The organism is Streptomyces sp. NPDC097619, from assembly GCF_040302735.1.
Lineage (GTDB): Bacteria > Actinomycetota > Actinomycetes > Streptomycetales > Streptomycetaceae > Streptomyces.
Map to the genome: position 1 here is coordinate 1 of NZ_JBEOSD010000057.1, position 17311 is coordinate 17311.

Annotated in this window: 21 protein-coding genes and 1 pseudogene; 9 read left to right on the forward strand and 13 right to left on the reverse strand. The window is 71.2% G+C overall.

Features of this window, described 5'->3' with window-relative positions:
- Nucleotides 1-626, reverse strand: a pseudogene (locus ABTZ17_RS17465) (hypothetical protein); the annotation flags it as partial.
- A 52-nt stretch (nucleotides 627-678) separates the two neighbouring features.
- The gene (locus tag ABTZ17_RS17470) at nucleotides 679-1359 is read right to left on the reverse strand and encodes a hypothetical protein (protein ID WP_352196505.1); all 681 of its coding nucleotides are present in this window, start codon (nucleotides 1357-1359) and stop codon (nucleotides 679-681) included.
- A 274-nt stretch (nucleotides 1360-1633) separates the two neighbouring features.
- Here ABTZ17_RS17470 and ABTZ17_RS17475 point away from each other — a divergent pair, with 274 nt between their 5' ends.
- The 3 genes from ABTZ17_RS17475 (at nucleotide 1634) to ABTZ17_RS17485 (ending at nucleotide 4328) form a co-directional block, all read left to right on the forward strand.
- Nucleotides 1634-2074, forward strand: coding sequence for a hypothetical protein (locus ABTZ17_RS17475; RefSeq protein WP_352196506.1), 441 nt, complete (start codon nucleotides 1634-1636; stop codon nucleotides 2072-2074).
- A 913-nt stretch (nucleotides 2075-2987) separates the two neighbouring features.
- Nucleotides 2988-3245: a hypothetical protein gene (locus tag ABTZ17_RS17480; protein ID WP_352196507.1), complete on the forward strand. Its 258-nt coding sequence runs from the start codon at nucleotides 2988-2990 to the stop codon at nucleotides 3243-3245.
- 219 nt (nucleotides 3246-3464) lie between these two features.
- Complete coding sequence (locus tag ABTZ17_RS17485; RefSeq protein WP_352196508.1) at nucleotides 3465-4328, forward strand: GNAT family N-acetyltransferase; 864 nt, start codon at nucleotides 3465-3467, stop codon at nucleotides 4326-4328.
- Here ABTZ17_RS17485 and ABTZ17_RS17490 read toward each other — a convergent pair.
- Nucleotides 4325-5671 (reverse strand): hypothetical protein, encoded by a 1347-nt coding sequence (locus ABTZ17_RS17490; protein ID WP_352196509.1) that lies wholly within the window; start codon nucleotides 5669-5671, stop codon nucleotides 4325-4327. The genes ABTZ17_RS17485 and ABTZ17_RS17490 overlap by 4 nt on opposite strands.
- A gap of 237 nt (nucleotides 5672-5908) precedes the next feature.
- Between ABTZ17_RS17490 and ABTZ17_RS17495 the strand changes: the two genes are divergently transcribed.
- A complete protein-coding gene (locus ABTZ17_RS17495; protein WP_352196510.1) occupies nucleotides 5909-6322 on the forward strand; it encodes a hypothetical protein in 414 nt (137 codons plus the stop codon).
- A gap of 58 nt (nucleotides 6323-6380) precedes the next feature.
- Here ABTZ17_RS17495 and ABTZ17_RS17500 read toward each other — a convergent pair whose 3' ends face one another.
- The 4 genes from ABTZ17_RS17500 to ABTZ17_RS17515 all read right to left on the reverse strand — a co-directional run bounded on the left by ABTZ17_RS17500 (nucleotide 6381) and on the right by ABTZ17_RS17515 (nucleotide 8374).
- Nucleotides 6381-6659 (reverse strand): hypothetical protein, encoded by a 279-nt coding sequence (locus tag ABTZ17_RS17500; protein ID WP_352196511.1) that lies wholly within the window; start codon nucleotides 6657-6659, stop codon nucleotides 6381-6383.
- A gap of 83 nt (nucleotides 6660-6742) precedes the next feature.
- Entirely contained in the window at nucleotides 6743-7267 is a 525-nt protein-coding gene (locus ABTZ17_RS17505) for a hypothetical protein (RefSeq protein WP_352196512.1), read from the reverse strand.
- 364 nt (nucleotides 7268-7631) lie between these two features.
- Nucleotides 7632-7814, reverse strand: coding sequence for a DUF6233 domain-containing protein (locus ABTZ17_RS36940; RefSeq protein ID WP_502994720.1), 183 nt, complete (start codon nucleotides 7812-7814; stop codon nucleotides 7632-7634).
- Nucleotides 7815-8038: 224 nt separating this feature from the next.
- On the reverse strand, nucleotides 8039-8374 hold the full coding sequence (locus ABTZ17_RS17515; protein ID WP_352196514.1) for a DUF8825 domain-containing protein: 336 nt from the start codon (nucleotides 8372-8374) through the stop codon (nucleotides 8039-8041).
- A 58-nt stretch (nucleotides 8375-8432) separates the two neighbouring features.
- Between ABTZ17_RS17515 and ABTZ17_RS17520 the strand changes: the two genes are divergently transcribed.
- Both ABTZ17_RS17520 and ABTZ17_RS17525 read left to right on the forward strand, forming a co-directional pair.
- The gene (locus ABTZ17_RS17520; RefSeq protein WP_352196515.1) at nucleotides 8433-8711 is read left to right on the forward strand and encodes a hypothetical protein; all 279 of its coding nucleotides are present in this window, start codon (nucleotides 8433-8435) and stop codon (nucleotides 8709-8711) included.
- A gap of 36 nt (nucleotides 8712-8747) precedes the next feature.
- Complete coding sequence (locus ABTZ17_RS17525) at nucleotides 8748-8972, forward strand: hypothetical protein (RefSeq protein WP_352196516.1); 225 nt, start codon at nucleotides 8748-8750, stop codon at nucleotides 8970-8972.
- Between the two features lie 186 nt (nucleotides 8973-9158).
- Here the strand turns inward: ABTZ17_RS17525 and ABTZ17_RS17530 are convergent, their stop codons facing one another.
- On the reverse strand, nucleotides 9159-9722 hold the full coding sequence (locus ABTZ17_RS17530; RefSeq protein ID WP_352196517.1) for a hypothetical protein: 564 nt from the start codon (nucleotides 9720-9722) through the stop codon (nucleotides 9159-9161).
- Between the two features lie 238 nt (nucleotides 9723-9960).
- Between ABTZ17_RS17530 and ABTZ17_RS17535 the strand changes: the two genes are divergently transcribed.
- Both ABTZ17_RS17535 and ABTZ17_RS17540 read left to right on the forward strand, forming a co-directional pair.
- Nucleotides 9961-10110 carry a hypothetical protein gene (locus ABTZ17_RS17535; RefSeq protein ID WP_352196518.1) on the forward strand — a complete coding sequence of 50 codons (150 nt, stop codon included), beginning with the start codon at nucleotides 9961-9963 and terminating at the stop codon, nucleotides 10108-10110.
- Between the two features lie 11 nt (nucleotides 10111-10121).
- Nucleotides 10122-10937, forward strand: coding sequence for an aminoglycoside phosphotransferase (locus ABTZ17_RS17540; protein ID WP_352196519.1), 816 nt, complete (start codon nucleotides 10122-10124; stop codon nucleotides 10935-10937).
- Nucleotides 10938-10963: 26 nt separating this feature from the next.
- Here the strand turns inward: ABTZ17_RS17540 and ABTZ17_RS17545 are convergent, their stop codons facing one another.
- Together ABTZ17_RS17545 and ABTZ17_RS17550 are read right to left on the reverse strand one after the other, a co-directional pair.
- Nucleotides 10964-11821 carry a site-specific integrase gene (locus tag ABTZ17_RS17545; protein WP_352196520.1) on the reverse strand — a complete coding sequence of 286 codons (858 nt, stop codon included), beginning with the start codon at nucleotides 11819-11821 and terminating at the stop codon, nucleotides 10964-10966.
- Nucleotides 11822-12767: 946 nt separating this feature from the next.
- Nucleotides 12768-13373, reverse strand: a complete 606-nt coding sequence (locus ABTZ17_RS17550; RefSeq protein ID WP_352196521.1) for a hypothetical protein — start codon at nucleotides 13371-13373, stop codon at nucleotides 12768-12770.
- Nucleotides 13374-13508: 135 nt separating this feature from the next.
- On the opposite strand from ABTZ17_RS17550, the gene ABTZ17_RS17555 reads away from it, so the two are divergent.
- Nucleotides 13509-13682: a hypothetical protein gene (locus tag ABTZ17_RS17555; protein ID WP_352196522.1), complete on the forward strand. Its 174-nt coding sequence runs from the start codon at nucleotides 13509-13511 to the stop codon at nucleotides 13680-13682.
- A 9-nt stretch (nucleotides 13683-13691) separates the two neighbouring features.
- On the opposite strand, the gene ABTZ17_RS17560 is transcribed toward ABTZ17_RS17555, so the two are convergent.
- The 3 genes from ABTZ17_RS17560 to ABTZ17_RS17570 all read right to left on the reverse strand — a co-directional run bounded on the left by ABTZ17_RS17560 (nucleotide 13692) and on the right by ABTZ17_RS17570 (nucleotide 17115).
- Nucleotides 13692-15458 carry a hypothetical protein gene (locus ABTZ17_RS17560; protein ID WP_352196523.1) on the reverse strand — a complete coding sequence of 589 codons (1767 nt, stop codon included), beginning with the start codon at nucleotides 15456-15458 and terminating at the stop codon, nucleotides 13692-13694.
- Between the two features lie 53 nt (nucleotides 15459-15511).
- A complete protein-coding gene (locus ABTZ17_RS17565; protein ID WP_352196524.1) occupies nucleotides 15512-15844 on the reverse strand; it encodes a hypothetical protein in 333 nt (110 codons plus the stop codon).
- A gap of 248 nt (nucleotides 15845-16092) precedes the next feature.
- Complete coding sequence (locus ABTZ17_RS17570; RefSeq protein WP_352196525.1) at nucleotides 16093-17115, reverse strand: hypothetical protein; 1023 nt, start codon at nucleotides 17113-17115, stop codon at nucleotides 16093-16095.
- Between the last annotated feature and the right edge of the window lie 196 nt (nucleotides 17116-17311).

Consider the following 17311-nt stretch of genomic DNA (forward strand, 5'->3'; position numbering starts at 1 on the left):
ACGTAGGCGTGCAGGCGGTTGGCGCCGTCGCGGACGTAGCCGATGTCCTGAAGGTGTTCGTCGTCGGCCACGAGCACGGACAGGTCCGGGAAGAGGGACTCGTCCAGGAAGCGGATGAGGAAGTCGAGCACCCGGGCGGTGAGCGCCTCGATCTCCTCGTAGGTGGCCGTCAGGCCGTAGTGCTGGAGGGCATTGCGCTTCTTCGTCAGCGCATCCAGGGCCTTCTCCTCGTCCGGCGTGATGGGGAAGCCGACGATGTCGCGGATCCGTCGTACGGCCTCTGCCGGGGTGATGCCGGCGAAGTCACCCTGTTCGAATTTGGCCCGGCCGACCCGGCGCTCGGTGATCTTCTCTGCGACGAGACTCCAATGCTCCCGCTCCAAGCCGGCCTTGAGGAGTACTTCGGCGGCCGCCTCCAGGTGGACCACGGCGTACTTGAGGCCGCGCGGTCCGGGCCTGTTCCCCTGCTCGTCGGTGGCGAGGTGGTCGATGACGCCGACCAGGAAGTCGAGCCCGTTGGTGACGGGAGGGTAGGCCAGGGGCGCGCCGAAGCCGGCGGGGTCCCGCGGCAGGGGCCGTTCGGCCAGGGGGTGCCGGTTGAGCTGATCGATCGGATCGGTGTCCACTGTGCTGCCCGTTCTTGGCGAGTGCCGGCTGTTCAGGAGTGTCCGCGGCCGTTCACACCTGCCGCTCCCGATGGTTGGAGGTCTCGGTGCACCCTGGGGAGGGCTCGCCGACGGGGGTGTGGCAGGTGCCGCACAGGTCGAGTCCGGGGCCGCCGAGCGGCGTGAGCACGACCGCGTTGCCCTGTGAGTCGGTGCCCCAGCTCACGGCCGCGCTGGTCTTCCCGTCGCCACCGGGCAGAATCCCGGTGACCCGGCCCCGGCCGAAGGCCCCGATCCATGCGTCCGCGTCCTCCGGAACCGGCAGACTGGCGGGCACCGGCCTCATGATCGTGTACATCTGCTGGGGGTGTTCGACGTGGCACAGGCGGCTCATGCCCGGGATCACGGGTTGATCCTGCCTCGCGATCCGTCCCTCGCGCTGCTCGGGCTCGGCCGGGCGCCGGTCCGCCGGCGGGTGCTCCCACTCGCTCGCCCGGCCGGTGTTCAGGCCGTCCCGCTGCTCAAGCTCCCGAAGGGTCGCCTCGTTGTCGATCTGCGCGAACTGGTACGGCTCGATCCCGAGTTCGAGCGCGAGTGCTTCGACAAGGTCGGCCACGTCCTGAGGGGATGCCTGCGGTCGGAGTCGGGCAACGGCCTGACGGGCGTGCTGCCAGGTGAAGCCGAACTTGTCCGTTCCCCCCTCGTCGGTGATCCGCTGTTCGGTGCCGCGGGCTGAGTCCGGGTTCTCGTGCAACGCGCTCTCCTCATGGGCAGGGGGTGCCGGGACGCACGGGAGCAGGGATCGGGCCCTGACGCGGACCCTGCTCCCCGGCGGTACCGGTTATTCTGGAGAGAATAACCGGTAAGGGTGCCCTAAGTTCCGCGCGGGGGCGGCGAGTCGAGGAGAGTCACGGGGGACTGGTCTGTCAAACGTGGAAGAAACGCGGACAAGACGAGGGGTCGGCCGGTACGGTGATGACCACTCGTTAGATCCACCTCTATCCACGTCTGTTGTAAGGGAGACCTCCGTGGAGATCACCGTGTCGGTGACCATCAAGGACCCGACCCCCGAGGCCATGGCCGACATCGACGCCTTCCTCACCCGACACGCCCACGTCGTCCGGGTCGACAACGCATGGACCCCCGAACGCGCCCGCACCTACTACGACAAGGTCCCCGAGCGCGCCAAGAGGATCCTCCTCGAAGCCGTCCGCCACGGCGGCACCGTCACCGCCGACACACTCCGCACCGACGACGGCAAGGGCCTGCGCGGCCACGCCGGCCCCCTCAAGACCGCCCTCACCAACGGCGCCGCCGCCGGCCTCTGGCCCCACACCATCCAACCACCCGTCCTCGGCATCGGCCCCGGCTACGGCCCCGTCCAGGGCTACAAGATCCACGACGACGCCCTCGACGCCTTCCGCCAAGCCCTCACCCCCCTCCTCCGCGACCCCGACACCCCGGCCTGACCACCCACCGATCCGGCGCAGGGCGAGACCGACCTCGCCACCGAGACCCGCTGCACACGTGGGTGGCGGCGTTCCCCGGCAGGGCAGGACGGACCGTGTACCCGTCGGGCCCCGACCGTATCCATCCCGCGCTGCTCACCTACCAGAACTCGTAGGTGGGACGGTTCCCCCGAGGCGTCCGGGGCCCGAACCGATCAGCACTGCGACATGCGAGTCACCCCCGAAGGATTCGTAAATGACCCCAGGCGACTTCACTCACACTCGACCACAACTTGATTGTCGCGATTAAGTTTCGGCGAGCACGTGCAATCCAACGTGCGCGTCCGTACACTGAAATCACCAACCCCACTTCCACGTGAAAAAACGAAGGCCCGCCCCACTGACGGCAGGGCGGGCCTCGACCCCGAGACCACGGTTCGGACCCGTCTACGTCGGGTCCGAACCGTGTTCGTAAGGCCTAGGAGACAGGCGGCACCTCCCCGCGGTGCAGGCACCAGATCACCAATGCCGTCTGCAGATACACCGGATGTGCGTGAAGCCAGTGATCCACGAGCCTCAGCCAGGCCCTACAGCGACACCACCACAAGCGGCGTCCGTTTTCTCCCATTCCAGTCTTCCTTTCTGCGCCCACACAGGGCGCCCAGCGTGGGAGTTCCGGCCATGTTGGTCGAAATTCCCACGCCGGGCAGCATGAGGGAACGCGCAAGGAAGATCGGAGCTTCGACCGTACCCGCATGAATTCGATATACGGGCGACTTAATCGAAGGCCGGGAATTCGGGGAGCTCTTCTGATATAAGCCCCCACCCTGACCATTGCCGCCGAAACGCTGTACGCCACCTGTCATGTGACCCGCATGAAACACATGCGGGTCACATGAGCCGTCACACTGGAACCCCGCCCGAAGGAGGCGTCATGAGTCGCCTGGACCAGATGCTGACGAGCATCCGCTTCCACGATCAGGTACTCCTGGACGCCAGGCGGACGCTCGTCTGCCCACCGAACCTGGCCGACGAGGTGCGGGCCGTCGTCAAGAAGTACGACGCCGCGGGCCTGTTCACGGTCGTTGCCAGCCCCGCCTGCCCGGAGGGACGACTGCTGCTCCTCGACGAGCAGGCGATGGAAGCCGACTTGCGCGCCAGTCTCCTGCGACGCCCAACGTTCCCTGCCTGACGCCCGTCCAAGGGCCCCGGACATGTCGAGGGCCCTCGCCACACCCTGCGTGGTGAGGGCCCCCGTCGGCCACGGGCCGTGCGGCCCGCCGTCGCGGCCGGGCGAGCACCTACCCGGCATCAGCGGGCGATCCGTTCGGTTCGCCTACCGGCAGGCCGTCCATGCTCATACAGCACCCATGCCGGCACATAGGCCATGGCCTGGCCCTAGCCTGTACGGATGACCTCGTCCCGCTACAGCATTCGTGGGCTCCGGGCCCCCGACATCGACACGGCCCTCACCCTGATGTCACTGGCCAACCCCGACTACGACGAGCAGGAGTTGGAGGCAACCAGACACCTTCTGGAGATGGCAACCGCCTCGGCCGGGTCAGGGCCCACCGAGGAGGGGCTCCGCTCGATGTCTCGGGAACTGGCGAATCTCTCCGGTGGCGTCCTCACCGCAGACGATGCCTACCGGAAGCTGCGCGAGAGGACTGCCGACGGCGAGAATCCTCTGTCGGACGCGATGGTGACGCTCGTAGCCGAGGAGACCGCCACCGGGCAGGTCGTCGGCCTGGTGAACGCCGGGCCGCCTGGGAAGTGGTCACATCATGCTGTCACCCGACTGCCCGCACCGATGGTGCATCAGATGCGCGACCGGGTCGTCGAGATCTCGGACATCGCCGTACTGCCCGGCGCGCGACGCCAAGGGCTCGGAGGACAGCTGATCGACGCCCTTCTCAACCTCGACAGCGAACGGGCCCGGGGTTGGCGAATGGCAGTGTGGTTCTTCCACGAGAACCGTGGCTTCGGCGACTGGCACCGCTCACTGTGCCCCGAGTGGCCTGTCGGTCGGCCGATCACCTTCCTCGACAGCGAACGACAGCCGGCCAGCTTCCGGGAGCTGAACGGAGACCTGCGGGCCTGCGTGGCCCCGCTCCACCCGGACCTCAAGCTCGTCATGGATCCCACGGGTGTCCCCGCGATCGACGGTGTCTTCGATCAACCCTGGCCGCAGTTGGGCCCCGCCCTGCCCCGCACGAAGCCGTCGAAGGCCGACCGAAAGCGGGAGAAGAGGCAGCGGGGCCGCGCCCGCGGCTAGCGCCCGCCCGAGGCTGCAGCGGGTCCTTCTGGCGTCGTGGCGCTCTGGGGGGCGGTCTTGTAGGCGTCGGGGTGGAGGCGGCGGGTCAGGGTGCCGCCGGCGAGGTGTTCGCTCAGGAAGCGGCCGAGGGCGGCACAGTCGCTGCCGGGCGGCGGTGGGGCGGTATGGCGTGTGGTGCCTCGGCGTCGTGGCTGTTTGGGGGCGGGGCCGCGGCGGCGGTACGGCCGGCCGACGGCGGCGGCGTGGAGCTTGGCGGCTTCGGCGTCGATGACGTGGATCCCGGTCGGGGCGGGCGGGTCGAGCGGGGGTTCGTCCCAGGTGTCTCCGACGGGGGACGGGCCGGTGAGGCGTTCAAGGGGATCGGTGCGCCGGACGGCGGCGCGATGCGCGGTCAGGGCCGCGGCCGCGAAGGCTCGGGCGGCGTGCTCGGTGTGGTCGGCCAGCTCGGCGACGTGTGCGGCGGCCTCCTCGGCCCGCTCGCGGGCGGTACCGACCCACAGCCGGTGCCGGGCCTCGATCTGCTCCGCCAGCTCGGTCGGGAGCCCGGCCGGGGGCTCCGGGGCCTCCTGTGCGGCTTCGGTCTCGGCGGCGTCCCGGTCCGCACACGCCATCGTCCACGCGTCAGCGAGCGCCTCGTAGCGGGTGCGGTGGGCGGCGAGGAGGGTGTCGGCCCGCCGCGGCCAGGGTTCGGCCGCGGCACCGTCAGGATGCGGGGCGCGGACGCCGGGGTGGGCCGCGGCGTGGGCGGCGTGATGTTCGCGGTAGAACTGCAGGCCCCGGTCGGTGATCTCGTACCCACGGCCCCCGACGACCCGGCAGGCGAGCGGGGGAACGTGCCGGCCGATGAGGACCTTCTCGATGGTCGTGGAGTGCCCCCATGCCAGGGTGGTGCCGTTGCGGTGCGCCACCCACAACAGGACGAGGACTTCCCAGGAGCGCACACTGAGCGCGGCCCCGCTGCCGGCGGGCAGCGAAAGCGCGGCACGTGCGACGGCGCGGCCTTCTCGGGTCATCGCCACTGTGATCATGGTGCCCATGGGGGTGGACCGGTAGCCGCGGGTGACCAAGCCCCGGTTGGCGAGGGCGCTGATGGTGGAGCCGTTGCCCTGGTTGTGCCAGCCCCCGGCCGCAAGACGGTCCTGCATCGCCGTCGTGGGGGGTGCCTGCGACAACGAGTGGTCGAGGGCGAAGTCGATCCGCCGCCACACAGCCGCCGGGGTGTCGTCCCAGCGGGGCCGCCCCTTCTCCTTGGCCTGGTCCAGTTCGTAGATGACGGCCAGAACGCCCTGCTGGCGGTCGTTGAGGGCCTGCCAGATCTCCAACACCCGCGTCTTGCCCGCCATGCCGCAAAACCCCTCCATCCGCCACCACGGGCCCTGATGCCCTCCGCGGCCGTCGACCTCCGCACTGAGTATTCCGGCCCTCGCACCCCTTGCGTTGCCACACGGCCCCAGGTCTCCGTCGGCAGACCCTTTGCGGTGCTCCTCGTGCCCGGCTGCCGGGGACACAAGACCCCGCAGCGCCGCAACCTTCCGAAGTCCGTCGCACCCGGCGGACATCTCCAAGGAAGGGATCACCACATGCCCAAGTTCACTCCGGCGCTCACCAACGTGAAGGGCGACGACGGCACGAGCACGGCCGGCCGCTACTCCGTCTCGGGCGGGATCTGCACGTTCACCGCGATGATCGTGGCCAACAAGGCGACGGAGGCCGCGACGGCGGCCGGCTTCGGGCTGACACTCCCGGTCCGGGCGGCCAGCGGAGTCCGCTACGTGTTCCAGCTCAACCTGGACGGCCGCGACGCCGACAACGGCACCTGGAGCGGCACCGCGATCGTCTACGCGGGGTCGGACGGCACGAAGATCGACCGGCTGACGACCCCCGGCACCACCAACGCGGGGTCGCTCCAGAACATCGGCGGCTTCTACGGCGACTCCGAGGGTGCTGCAGCTGCGGAGATCGTCACGGTGACCGGGTCGTACCCGGTCGCCTAACAGCGCAGGCACGCGCCTGTGGGGGGCGACGGACGGTTCCGTCGCCCCCTACAGGGCTTCAGCGCGAGAAGGTGCCGCCGGGCTCGGTCGGGTCCGGCCGGAGGGTCGACAGGGCCTCATCGAGCTCGTGGAGCGCGCCTCGCATCATGAACACCGCGCCGCCGAAGGCCAGGGCGCCTTCCCCCAGTGGCAGCAGGTCCGGCAGGCCCGCGGTGAACGCCCGTGAAACCCGGCGGGCCCCGACCTCGTCGACGTACTCGGAGGACGCCAACGCCGCGACGGCCCCGCCCCGCTCGTCGGTGCCCAGGGCGGCGAAGTCCTCTACCTCCGCGGCCATCGCCGTGACTCCGGAGAGTGCCTTTTCAAGTGCCTTTCGGGCCCGTACAACGTGGAGCACATCGTCGCCTGGGTCGTGGGGGCTCACTGCGTGTCCCCCGGGTCGGTGAGGGTCACCTGGGGGCCGCTGATGGTGACCTGGCGGCCGGTGAGGCGGGAGAGGGCTGCGGCATCGCCATTGTCCAGCGCGGCCTGAATCTCGGCGTTCCGTTTCAGGTCCTTGACGAGCCGGTCCTTTACGGGTCCGGTCAGGTTGTCGAGGGGGAACAGGGCGCGGCCGGCCGCGTAGTCCTGGACGAACGCGGTGACGGCCTGTGTGACCCGCTCGCCGTTCGCCTCCGGCGGGGCGAAGCGGCGAATCGCCAGGCCGTCCTCGTCGCGCTGAACGTCGCCGTGCCCGTCGGGGATCGTGTCCGTGAGGCGTCGTTGGAACCGCGCGATGCTGTCCCGCAGGTCGTCGGCCCTGTCATTGGCGTAGCGCCAGTTGCCGTCCTCGACACCACTCAGGACGCGGCTCAGGTGGTCGATCACCCCGGCAAGGTCCTCGGCGAGGTTCTTCTCCGCGCTCGTGCCGTCCAGCAGCTCGTACACGGTGGGTTCGTCGGTCATGCGGGGGCCCTTCACCTGGATTCCGCGGCACCGCCAGTCTTCCACGGGCACGCCGGCGAAACCGGGCACTTGCTCCGGTCTGTAACGACCCGTAAGACAGGGTGCGAGCAGTGCGGCGTCAGCCTCACCGGGAAGCCGCACGGTCGTCGTGGCCACCGGGTAGCGTGAGGGCACGAACATCAGCACACGGGGAGGGAACCAATGTCGGACAGCAGTTGGAACGTGCACCGCGAGGATGTCGGCTGGGGCGCCTCGGGCGAGGACTCAAGCTGGGGTGTCACCGCGTAGCCTCACCCCGCTGCCCGCAGAAACAGCCGGGCCCCTCCCGTCGGGAGGGGCCCTTGGCTTGCCCGGCAGCCGCAGGCTACGGCGAGCCGACCCCAAGGTGCCGCTCGGCCCCGCAGATCCCGCACGCCTCCACGGTGTGTCCCGTCAGGAGTTCGAGGGCCTGGGCGCGAGTGATCGGGCGGGTGTGGCCGGTGGTCAGGCCGCAGTCCGGGGTGTGCACGAGCATCGGCTTCCGAGGGGCGCCGATCGTGTACTGCACGATCCACTGCTCGGACAGCTCCTTCGGCCCCCGGCCCGGCCCGGCTCCGGCCCCTGCGGGTTTCGCCGCGGCCGCGCGTTGCCGGTCCTCAATCGCGGCCAGGCGCACGCGGATCGCCTCGCTCTGGATCTCGCACCAGCGCAACAGCAGGCGGAGTATCTCGGGGTCCTCCGGCAGCGGCGGGTCCGGAGGCAGCCGGGGGAGATCCGGGCCCGCGGGCACGGCTACTCCCCGGCCTGCTCGTCGCCGGGCTCGACCTTCTTCAGGCCCTGGCGGGCCGCGACCCGGTCCTCCGGCGGCAGGGAGGCCCAGTACGGGTGGGCGGACACCTGCGCGGACAGCTCCCGCAGGTCGGCTTCGTAGGCGGTCCGCCGGGCCTTCTGCTCCTCGGTGTAGCCGGGGGAGGGGTCCCGGGCAGTCCAGAGGCCCTCGCGGCCTTCATGAGCGTCGAGGGGGACCACGGACCGCGGCAGGTCCGCGACGAAGCGGGCGTACTCGGCCTGGAGCGCGGCCATCGCGAGCTGGAGCTGCACGAGCTTCTTGGGGTAGTCGTAACTCACCCCGCCATCGTACATCCGTTCGATTGGCTCAAAATCGACGCCACGCGACCACGAAAGGGTGATCATGACGGCCTTCCCGGACGACCTGATCGCCCTCCGCAGGGCCGCGACCAGGCTCTACAACAGGATGCTGGACGATCCCCGGCTTGCCGTGGAGGCGTCCGGGGAGCTTGCCCTGTATGGCCTGGATGCACGCCGTCACCCCTACTGGAAAGGGCGCCGGCCCACCCTGGCGGAACTTGTGGCGCTGGACCGCGCCGCGGCCGACGGCCCCGACGGCATCCGCTCCCGTCCCGCGCATTCCCGACCGCCCGACCACGGGTCCGGGAGCCGCTAGCCTGAGCTGCCCGCCACCGGACGAACGGCCACACCGATGACCGACCCCACCCCCGATACCGTCACCTGCACCCACTGCGGCGCCGCCGCGCCGGTCCCCGAGAACCGCGACCACGCCCCGCTCTGGGACGCCGGGTGGCGCTGGCTCGCCGCCCTGAGCCTGTACTCGTGCCCGGCTTGCCCGTCCGTGGTCACCGTGACCCCCGACGGCCGCCACGTCGCCGGGCCCGCGACGCACCTCAGCCGCACCGGCATCCTGTGACCGGACCCGTCCCGGCCTCCGGCTGGTCCAAGGCCGCCCGCCGCCGCCGGGGCCTGCCCGCCCGTTGTTCGGCCGCCCCGACCCGTGCTGGGCGTGCGGCGTCCCGGCCTGCACCGACTGTGGCCCTGACCCCAACGAAGACGTACCCGGGGCCGCAGGCCCGGACGAGATCGGGGACCCGGGTGCTCAGGCCGCCGGTCCCGCCTCCTGACGGGGGAGCAGGCCCCGCTTGACGAGCAGACGCTCCAGCCACTGAAGCGTTTTGGGCAGGTCCCCGATGTGGGCGCCGCCCAGGACACTGTCGGGCAGGCGATGGGCCCAGAATCCGCCCTGGAGCATGACGCCCCGGGCCGGCCGATCGCTCCTGACGTGCTCCCAGATCATCTCCGGGCCATCGTCCTGTGGCCGCGCGGGCCGGCCTTCGATCGTGAGCCGGACATCGTGCCGACTGAAGAAGGGGTCGTTGTCCCAGCCCTGGGCCCCAACCTTCAACTTCAGGAACTGCGCCCGGCGCGGCTCGGGCACCACCAGTCCCGGGCGGCGGTCCGCGATCCCGCTGAGGAACGTGTGGAGGCGAACGGCTTCGGCCGTGTGCCAGGTGCCCGTCTGGCACATCGTCCGGTCACCGTGCCCCTCCTTCACGTCGAAGAGGTCGTGGCCCCACACGGCCACGCCGTGCTCGGTCTCGGCGAAGTGCAGGGCGGCGCCGGGGGCGTGATGGTCGGAAACGTCGATGCTCAGGATGTCCACGGGGGGCCCTTCGGGATGCAAGTGGTCCCGCGCACCGGTTCCGGGCGCGGTGAGGTTGGCCCACGCCGGTACGGGCCTTGCATCCCCGCTCACGCGGGGCCACCGGCGGGCCCGGCAGCCCGCCCTGTCACCTTATCGAACCACCTTTGTGCCCGGAACCGGTCCCGCCGGGTACGGCCTTCGGCCGGGAAGGCTCGTTCTCCTGCAGGCGCCCGCAGGGGGCCGTACCGTCCTCGGCATGACGATGACGCTGCCGGAGGCCGGCAAGACGACCCGTCCGCCCTCGAAGGCGCCCGTGGGTCGCCCCCCGAGCTCCACGGGCCCGGACAAGAATCCGCCCATGCCGCCGAACGACCCGCAGAACCCGCCGAAGAAGCCCGGGACCTGACGGTCGTGCGCGTGGCCCGGGTCCCGTACGAGGACCTGCCCGAACCGGTCCGGGCGGCCCTCGCCGCCCGGGTCGGCAACGACCACCCCGGCATCCCCGTGGACCAGGGCGACAGCGCTGCCCTGGCGAACTGGTTCTGGCCCAAGCCCGGCAGCTCCATGGTCTTCGTCAAGGGCCTGCCCCTGGACCATGAGCGCATCGGCGAGCTGCGCGCCGAAGCGGCGGTGAACCCCTTTCTCCCCGACTGCGCCCCGCGCCTGCTGTGGCAGGAGGAGGCGGGCGGCTGGCTGCTGCTCTGCTTCGAGGGCCTGCAAGCCTCCCTGTGGACGGGGTTCGGGAAGGACAGCGCGCACCTGGGCGCGGTCGCGGCCGTCCTGGAGGAGCTGAGCCGGACCCCGGCGCCCGAGGTGGTCACGCGCACCCCGTGGGACCGGTGGGGCCGGTACTGCGACCCGGCCGACGAACCCCTTTTGGTCGGTGACCGGCTCGCGCACTCCGACCCGGCCAGCACCAACTTCATGACGGAGTCCTCCGGCCGGGTCCACCTGATCGACTGGGCGTGGGCGATGCGGGGCCCGGCGTGGCTGGACACCGCGCTGTGGGGGTTCCGGCTGGTCATGGACGGACGGCAGAGCGTGGAGCAGGCCGCCGGGTGGGCGGCGAAGGTGCCGGCGTTCGCGGCGGCGCCACGGCGGGCGGTCGCGGTCCTGACCGAGGCGGAGGCCCGGTCGTGGGAGGACTGGCAGGCGAGCGGGACGACCGAGTTGGAGCGAACGGTCGCGGCCGCGCGGGCCTGGGCGGCGTTCTGGGCGGCTCCGCCTGTGTGACGGCCGGGCCGCGAAGTGGACTTTCGTCAGGACGGACGGGGCGCGGTGGCCGGGGGCGGGTCGCTGCGGCGGAGGGCGCCGGGGCGTAGAGGGACGCCGAGGACGCCGAGGACGAGCCGTCGGTGGGCATCGTGGAGGGTGCGGATCTCGGCGGGGTTGAGGCCGGGCGGGGGAGGCGCCTGTCCGGCGTGGGGTCCGCCGGGCTTGGTGGCGATCCACAGGTGTCCGGGGTCGGAGCCTTCGAGGGCGGCGGTGATGCCGGCGCGCTGCCGTAGCCAGCGGCGGACGATGTTTTGGGTGGCTGTGTCGAGTTCGACGGGCCCGTCTTCGAGCAGGAGTCGCGGTGGCCGGTGGTCGAGTTGGAGGTCTGCCAGGCGCAGCCGGGCGAGGTCGCGTACGGGGCGGCCGGTGGCCGCGACGAGGGCGGCCAGCGCCGCGGTGCGGACGGCCGTGGCGGCGTTGTAGCCGGTGGGCCGCTTGACGGCGAGGGTGTGAAGGATCTTCTGTGTTTCGTCGGGGTCGAGGTACTCGCCGGAGGTGTTCGGGGGCACCTCCAGGCGCCAGGGGGTGCCGAGGAACTCGGCGAAGACGTTGTAGGTGATGATCCGCGAGCGTTCGGTGGCGTCGGCGGAGGGGGTGTCGGGGCCGCGGAGGGTGTTGCGCTGGCGGGTGCGGCCGGCGGCGGCGTCTTCGAGCCAGGCGTCGGCGCGGGGGAGTTCCATGAGCTCGGCGGCGGTGAGGCCGGCCGGTGTGCCCTCGGTGTTGAGCGCGTGCTCCAGGTACTCCGTGAGGTACCCGCCGCGCAGGCGCCGGGTACCGATGGCGAACCGGCGCTCGTCCAGGTGGTCGAGGAATGCCTTGATGGCGTCGAGGGCGGTGGTCACGCCCGTCAGGGTACGCACTGCCCGGCGGAGGCCGGGGGCCTGTTCCGGTTGCCGCGCGGAGCGCGTCCGTGTGGGGTGTCCACGGTCCGCGGACTGCGGCCGTGGGGTTGGGGGGTGTGAAGGGATGCAGCGCGGTTGAGCGGTACGGGGCCCTGCGCCCGCCCCGGGGGCGGGTCAGCCGTGGGCCGGAGGGAGGTCCCCGGGCCCCGTGCCGGTCGGCCGCCCCGCTTTGCGCGCCGCAGGCGCGCTCTCTCCAGGGGATGGTTACAGCGGAAAGCAGCCCGGAGGCCCGCCTCCCGTTCGGCCGCCGCTGGTCGTGTGGTCCGTGTCGGATCGGCTTGGTACGTCTCGGTCCGATACGGTTCGACACGAACCCAGGGCGGCCCGCAGGGGGCCACGAGCCCGCTTCTCGCCCGAGGTGCTTTCCGCTGTAACCAACGATCCGGCTCCTGCTGTCGGGGGTGTGGGGCGGCCGCCGTGTGACTGGCCGGCGGGCGCCTCCCCTCTATAGACGGAGTGGGCCCTCCAGGTGTTACACCCTGCGGGAATCCCGTTTCAGCGACAGGGCATCCGGCCCCTGATTCACCACTGCCGGGCCGTGGCATACGGAAGCGCCGTCGGAGCCCGGGGGCCCCGACGGCGCCGGGAGGTTCCCCGCAGTCGCAGGGTCGATGCTTCGGCGGCCATTCCGCCTGCACGCTCCGTCCGTACACCCCCGCAGCGGCGGGGACAGGACCGGAATCGAACTGGGGGCCACAGGGCCATCCCCGCAACCGCGGGGACCAAGAGCCGCGCTCCAGACACGTCTGGCAGGCGGACCATACCCGCGTGCGCGGGGAGCAACAGCCCTCATCCAGCAAGAAAACGATGTGGACAGGACCATCCCCGAAGACCGACAGGGAGCAGCAATCCGGCACCCACCCTATCGGGCCGCCCCCGTCACCGGCTACCGGTTCGCTGCCGCGCGGGCCCGTTGACGGACGTGCTCCAGGTCGGCCACGGGGACCATGCCGCGCTCGGGAAGTCCGGCCTCCCGCCACAGGCGCGCGGCGAGCCCGGCGTCGCCGCCGGCGTCCGCGGTGACGATCTCCCTCGCGACGGAGAACGCCAGCGCGCCTTCGCCGAGATCCACGAGTCGGGCGACCATCCGCACATTGTTGAACCCACCGCGGTGCTGTCGGCTGGCGGCCGTCGGCTCGTTGTACCGGTAGACCAGCACCCAGCGGCCCACGAGTTCCTCGGCCCGCGCGATCATCGCCGCCCCGCGGCCGGTGTCCTGCTGCTCGGTGCGGATCGTCTCGATGCCGCCGCCGGGCGGGCGCAGGGTGAGCAGGCCGCGGCGGCTGGTGGGCTCGATCTCGATGCTCTCCAGGTAGGCCGAGAAGGAGTGGGTCCCGTCCAGGGTCTTCATGGCCTGGTCGACCTCGCGCGCGGTGAAGGCCAGCTCGACGGCGAGGTCGCGGACGCGGGCCTGCCAAGCGGCCTCCTGCCCTTCGGGGCAGGGGCCGGCGGCGTGCGCCGCGGCGGCCACGAGGTGGGTGTAGTCGCTCACCGCCCCATCATCCCCGGTCGCCGTCGCACACCACCCAGGTGGCCCCGGACATCCCGGCAGAAGACCGCGACCTGGCGCCGGTGGACGCCACCGTGTTGCACGCGAAGCCGCGGATCGGTGACAGACTTCTGCGTCATGACGATGACGACCGGCCAGATCCCCCAGGACCGCGACGACGAGCCGAGCGCCGGCACCGAGGTGGAGGAGGAGCCGATCTACTGCTCCCAGACCACCCGGTGCCGGCGCTGCTATGGAAAGCCCAGCTCCTACACCTGCATGGGCTGCTTCTGCTTCTGCCTGTCGCACTGAGTCCGGGCGTCAGGCGATGAGGCCGCGGCGGCGGACGTGCGGCTCGTAGAGGGCCAGGAGGATGCCCTCGGCGCGGTCGGGGCTCTTCATGCCGCGGGCCTTCATCTGCTTCTTGGACTCCACCACGGCGTAGCCGCCTGCGTTCTGGCCGAGGTTGGGGGTGGTGAGTTGGATTCCGGCGGCCCGGTCGACGCGCAGGCGTAGGCGGCCGGTGCCGGTGGCGGGGTCCGGCTGGAGGAGGGCCCGGCCGGCGATCCACATCTCGTCCCGCTTGCGGTAGGGGCGCATCACGGCGCCGGGGTCGTCCCGTTCGGGTGACTCGGAGACCATGACGCCGATGACCTCGGAGTGGTGGCGGCCGTTGTCGCCCCAGACGGTGAGCATGCTGACCGCGCCGTGGCCGAGCCCGTTCTTGTCCACTTTGACGTGGACCTTGGCGGTGGAGCCGAGGGCCTGTGCCAGGCGCTCGGCGGCGTGGATTTCCTCCAGGACCTTCTTGGCGACGGTGACCTGGTTGTCGTTGGCGGCGCCGCTGGAGTGGTGGCGGTGTTCGACGGCATCGCCGACCACGCGGTAGATCGTGAATTCGTCGCCGCCGTCCGCGGCGACGTCCACGCCGAGGCGGACCCAGGAGCCGCGGCGGACGGTGTGGGTGGCGGTCTCGCCTTCGAGCCCGAGGTCGCACAGGCGTATCCAGCCGGGCCCGGTGGGGTCGGTGTTCTTCTGGGCGTCCTCGACCCAGGTGATGGGAATGGTCTTGCCGCCGCCGCCCTTGGGGAAGCGGGCGTAGACCTTGGACTGGACGTAGGGGTGGTCCTCGCCGTACTCGCGGATCGTGCGGTCGACCCAGTCCATGTCCGGGAGGTGGATCGCGAGGGAGTGGCGGGGGACGCCCGCGGGGCAGTCGTTGCAGTAGGGGACGTACTCGCCGCTGATCGCGGGGGAGTCGAAGGTGGCGATGGGCACGGTGACGGTGCCGGGTTTCTCGGGGTTGTCGCCTTCCTCGCACAGGGTCTCGAACCAGCTTCGTGGGTCGTCGGACGGGGGGTTGCCGATGGCGAGCATTCTCGCGTCGCCGGTCAGGAGGTTGTTGGTGCCGGCGCCGATGGCGCGGGCGATGCCTCCGGCCTCGTCCACGATGATCAAGAGCTTGGGGGTTCCGTGGATGCCCTGCATGGCGGCCTCGTCGCCTTCGGGGGCGGTGAATCCGTAGGCGACGGTCACGTCGTTGCCGTAGGCGTCGGGCACCTTCCACTGGGTGGTGTCGCACCGTCCGGGCAGGCCTGCGCGGGCGACGGTCTTGCGGATGTGTGGCCAGAGCTGGTTGCGGACCTGCCGGAAGCGGGTCGCGGTGGTGACGATGACCATGGTGCCGGGGGGGTTGACGGCCCCGGCCCAGGCGACGACGCGTCCGGCTATCCAGGTCTTCCCGACGCCGAATCCCGCAGGGCACGCCACCCGCTTGTTGAAGGGGATGGCGTCCACGATCTCGCGCTGCTTCGACCATATGGATTCTCCCAAGCAGTCCTCGATGAAGCCGCTGGGGGTGTCGTGCCACAGGCCGTAGAGGGATCCGGTCTCCCGCTCGACCTCGGTGAGGACGTGGGTCAGCTCGGCCGGGGAGAGGGTCTTGATGGCGGCCCGGCGTGCGGGGACCGGGGCACGCAGCAACAGGTCGGCGGTGCTGGCGGCGTCGGAGGAACGCACGCCCTGCCGCTGTTCCTTGGAGGCGTGGGCGGCTGTTACGACGGGGGTGAAGGGGGTCGGGGTGTCCATGGGGCGCAGCGTGCGAAGCAGGCGCCTTTAAGGTCCCGGGCGGTTTCGTCGGTTCAGCAGTAGCCGCAGAGGTAGGCGCCGGCCTTGCACTCCTCGGTGAGGTGGAAGTCACCGCGGCATCCGCAGTCGCAGCCGCCGAGGAGGCCTTTGGCGAAGAGGCGTTTGATCTTGGCGCGGAAGAGACGTTCGGGTATGGGGCCCATGACCGTCTCCAGGGCGTCGTGGACGTCCCAGGACATGCGCCAGCGGGCGTCACCCGGCTGTAGGGGCCAGGGCGGGGCGGTGTGGCGTACGGCGTCGCACAGGATCTCGTCGGGTATGTCCTTGCACTGCATCCGGCGGCCGTGGACGTGCCGGATCGTGGGGCGTTCGAGGGTGGTGTTCATGGGCGTCCTGGGATGTCGGTCGGCCCCCGCCGGCTCGGGCCCGCGCCGGAAGCGGGCCGAGCCCGCGGGGGCCGGTAGGGGGCGGGGCGGCCTCGACGGGGCCGCCCCGCAGGGGGTGAAGGCCCGGTGCCACATCCGAACTCACCTCGCGGTGCGGCCTTCGCCCCTATAGACGGAGTGGGGCCGCGGTTTGTTACACGACGCCGGGAAGAAATCTCAGGACGTGGTGATCTTGGCCCTGCGGGGTCTCAGGCGAGGGCTCGGCGGATGATCGCGTTGTCCCGGTCGATGGCCACGGCAAGCCGTTCGATGCTCCAGTTGTGCGGTGCCGCGGCGAGCTGTCGGACGATGCTGTCGCGGATCTCGATGGCCGCGGATTGACGGGCCCGCGCCGCTTCGCAGGCTCGGGCCGCGGCGGGGAGTTCCGACGCGGCGTCCTTGAGGAACGGCACCCCGGCGGCGCGGGCCGCATCGGGCTGCTTGGCTCGGACGGGGACGTTGGCGTCGCGGGGCAGGCCGAGGGCCTTCTGCTGGACTCGGGTGACGCCGGGCCGACTGATGCCCGCGGACTCGTAGATGCCGCGGGCCGTGGTGTAGAAGGCGAGGCTCAGGAGGGCTTCGTCGCGCTCGGGGAGGAGTGCGGCAAGTTCTTCCTCCGCCTGGTCTGCGACCGCGGCCGCCTGGCGGAGCTTCTCTTCGAGAGGGACGTCGAGCCGGTCGAAGTACTCCCGGACCGCGTCGGCGGCGTCCTGGCGCACGCGGTCGAAGTCGGGGCGTTCCACGGGGCCGACCTTCACGCGGCCGCCCGCGGTGCGCACGGCTTCGTGTGCTGCGTCGACGTGGTGGAGGGCGGCGTCGCGGCGGGCTTCGGCGGCCTCGTAGCGGACGGCGACGTCGACCGCTTGGTCCATGAGGTCATCGGGGTTGGGCAGGCCGGCTTTCTCGGCCACCGTGGTCCGGAGCATGGGGAGGGGGTACGGCGGCGGGTTGTCGACGTCTTCAAGGGTGCCCAGGGCTGCGGCGGTGATCCTGCGGAGTTGGAGGTTCGTGATCCCGAATCGGGCAGGGATGCCGCGTTCGTATCGGTAGAGCGCTGCCGCGGCCAGGAGCCGGTCGCGTTCGGGCCTGAGCGCGGCCATCTCCATGTTGGCCTGGCTGCGCAGTTCCTCGGCGTTCACGCGACGCTGGAAGGGGTCGTCGACCCCTTGAAGCTCGCGTTCGACCTCGGCGGTGGCGTCGGCTCTGATCTTGTCGAAGTCAGTGCTGCTCATCGGATTCCCGTTCCCGGGCGCGCGCCCTGGGGCGCTGGTGGCAGGGGCCTCCCCTAACCGTGCTTCCTTCTATCGAAACTGTACACCGCGTCCGGATCGGAGTGTTCCCGGCCGGTGCGCGAGGCCTCGCGGGCGACCAGGAGGAGGAGCTCGTCACCGCCGGGCCCGAAGGCCGGATCGGTGTCGAACCGGACCC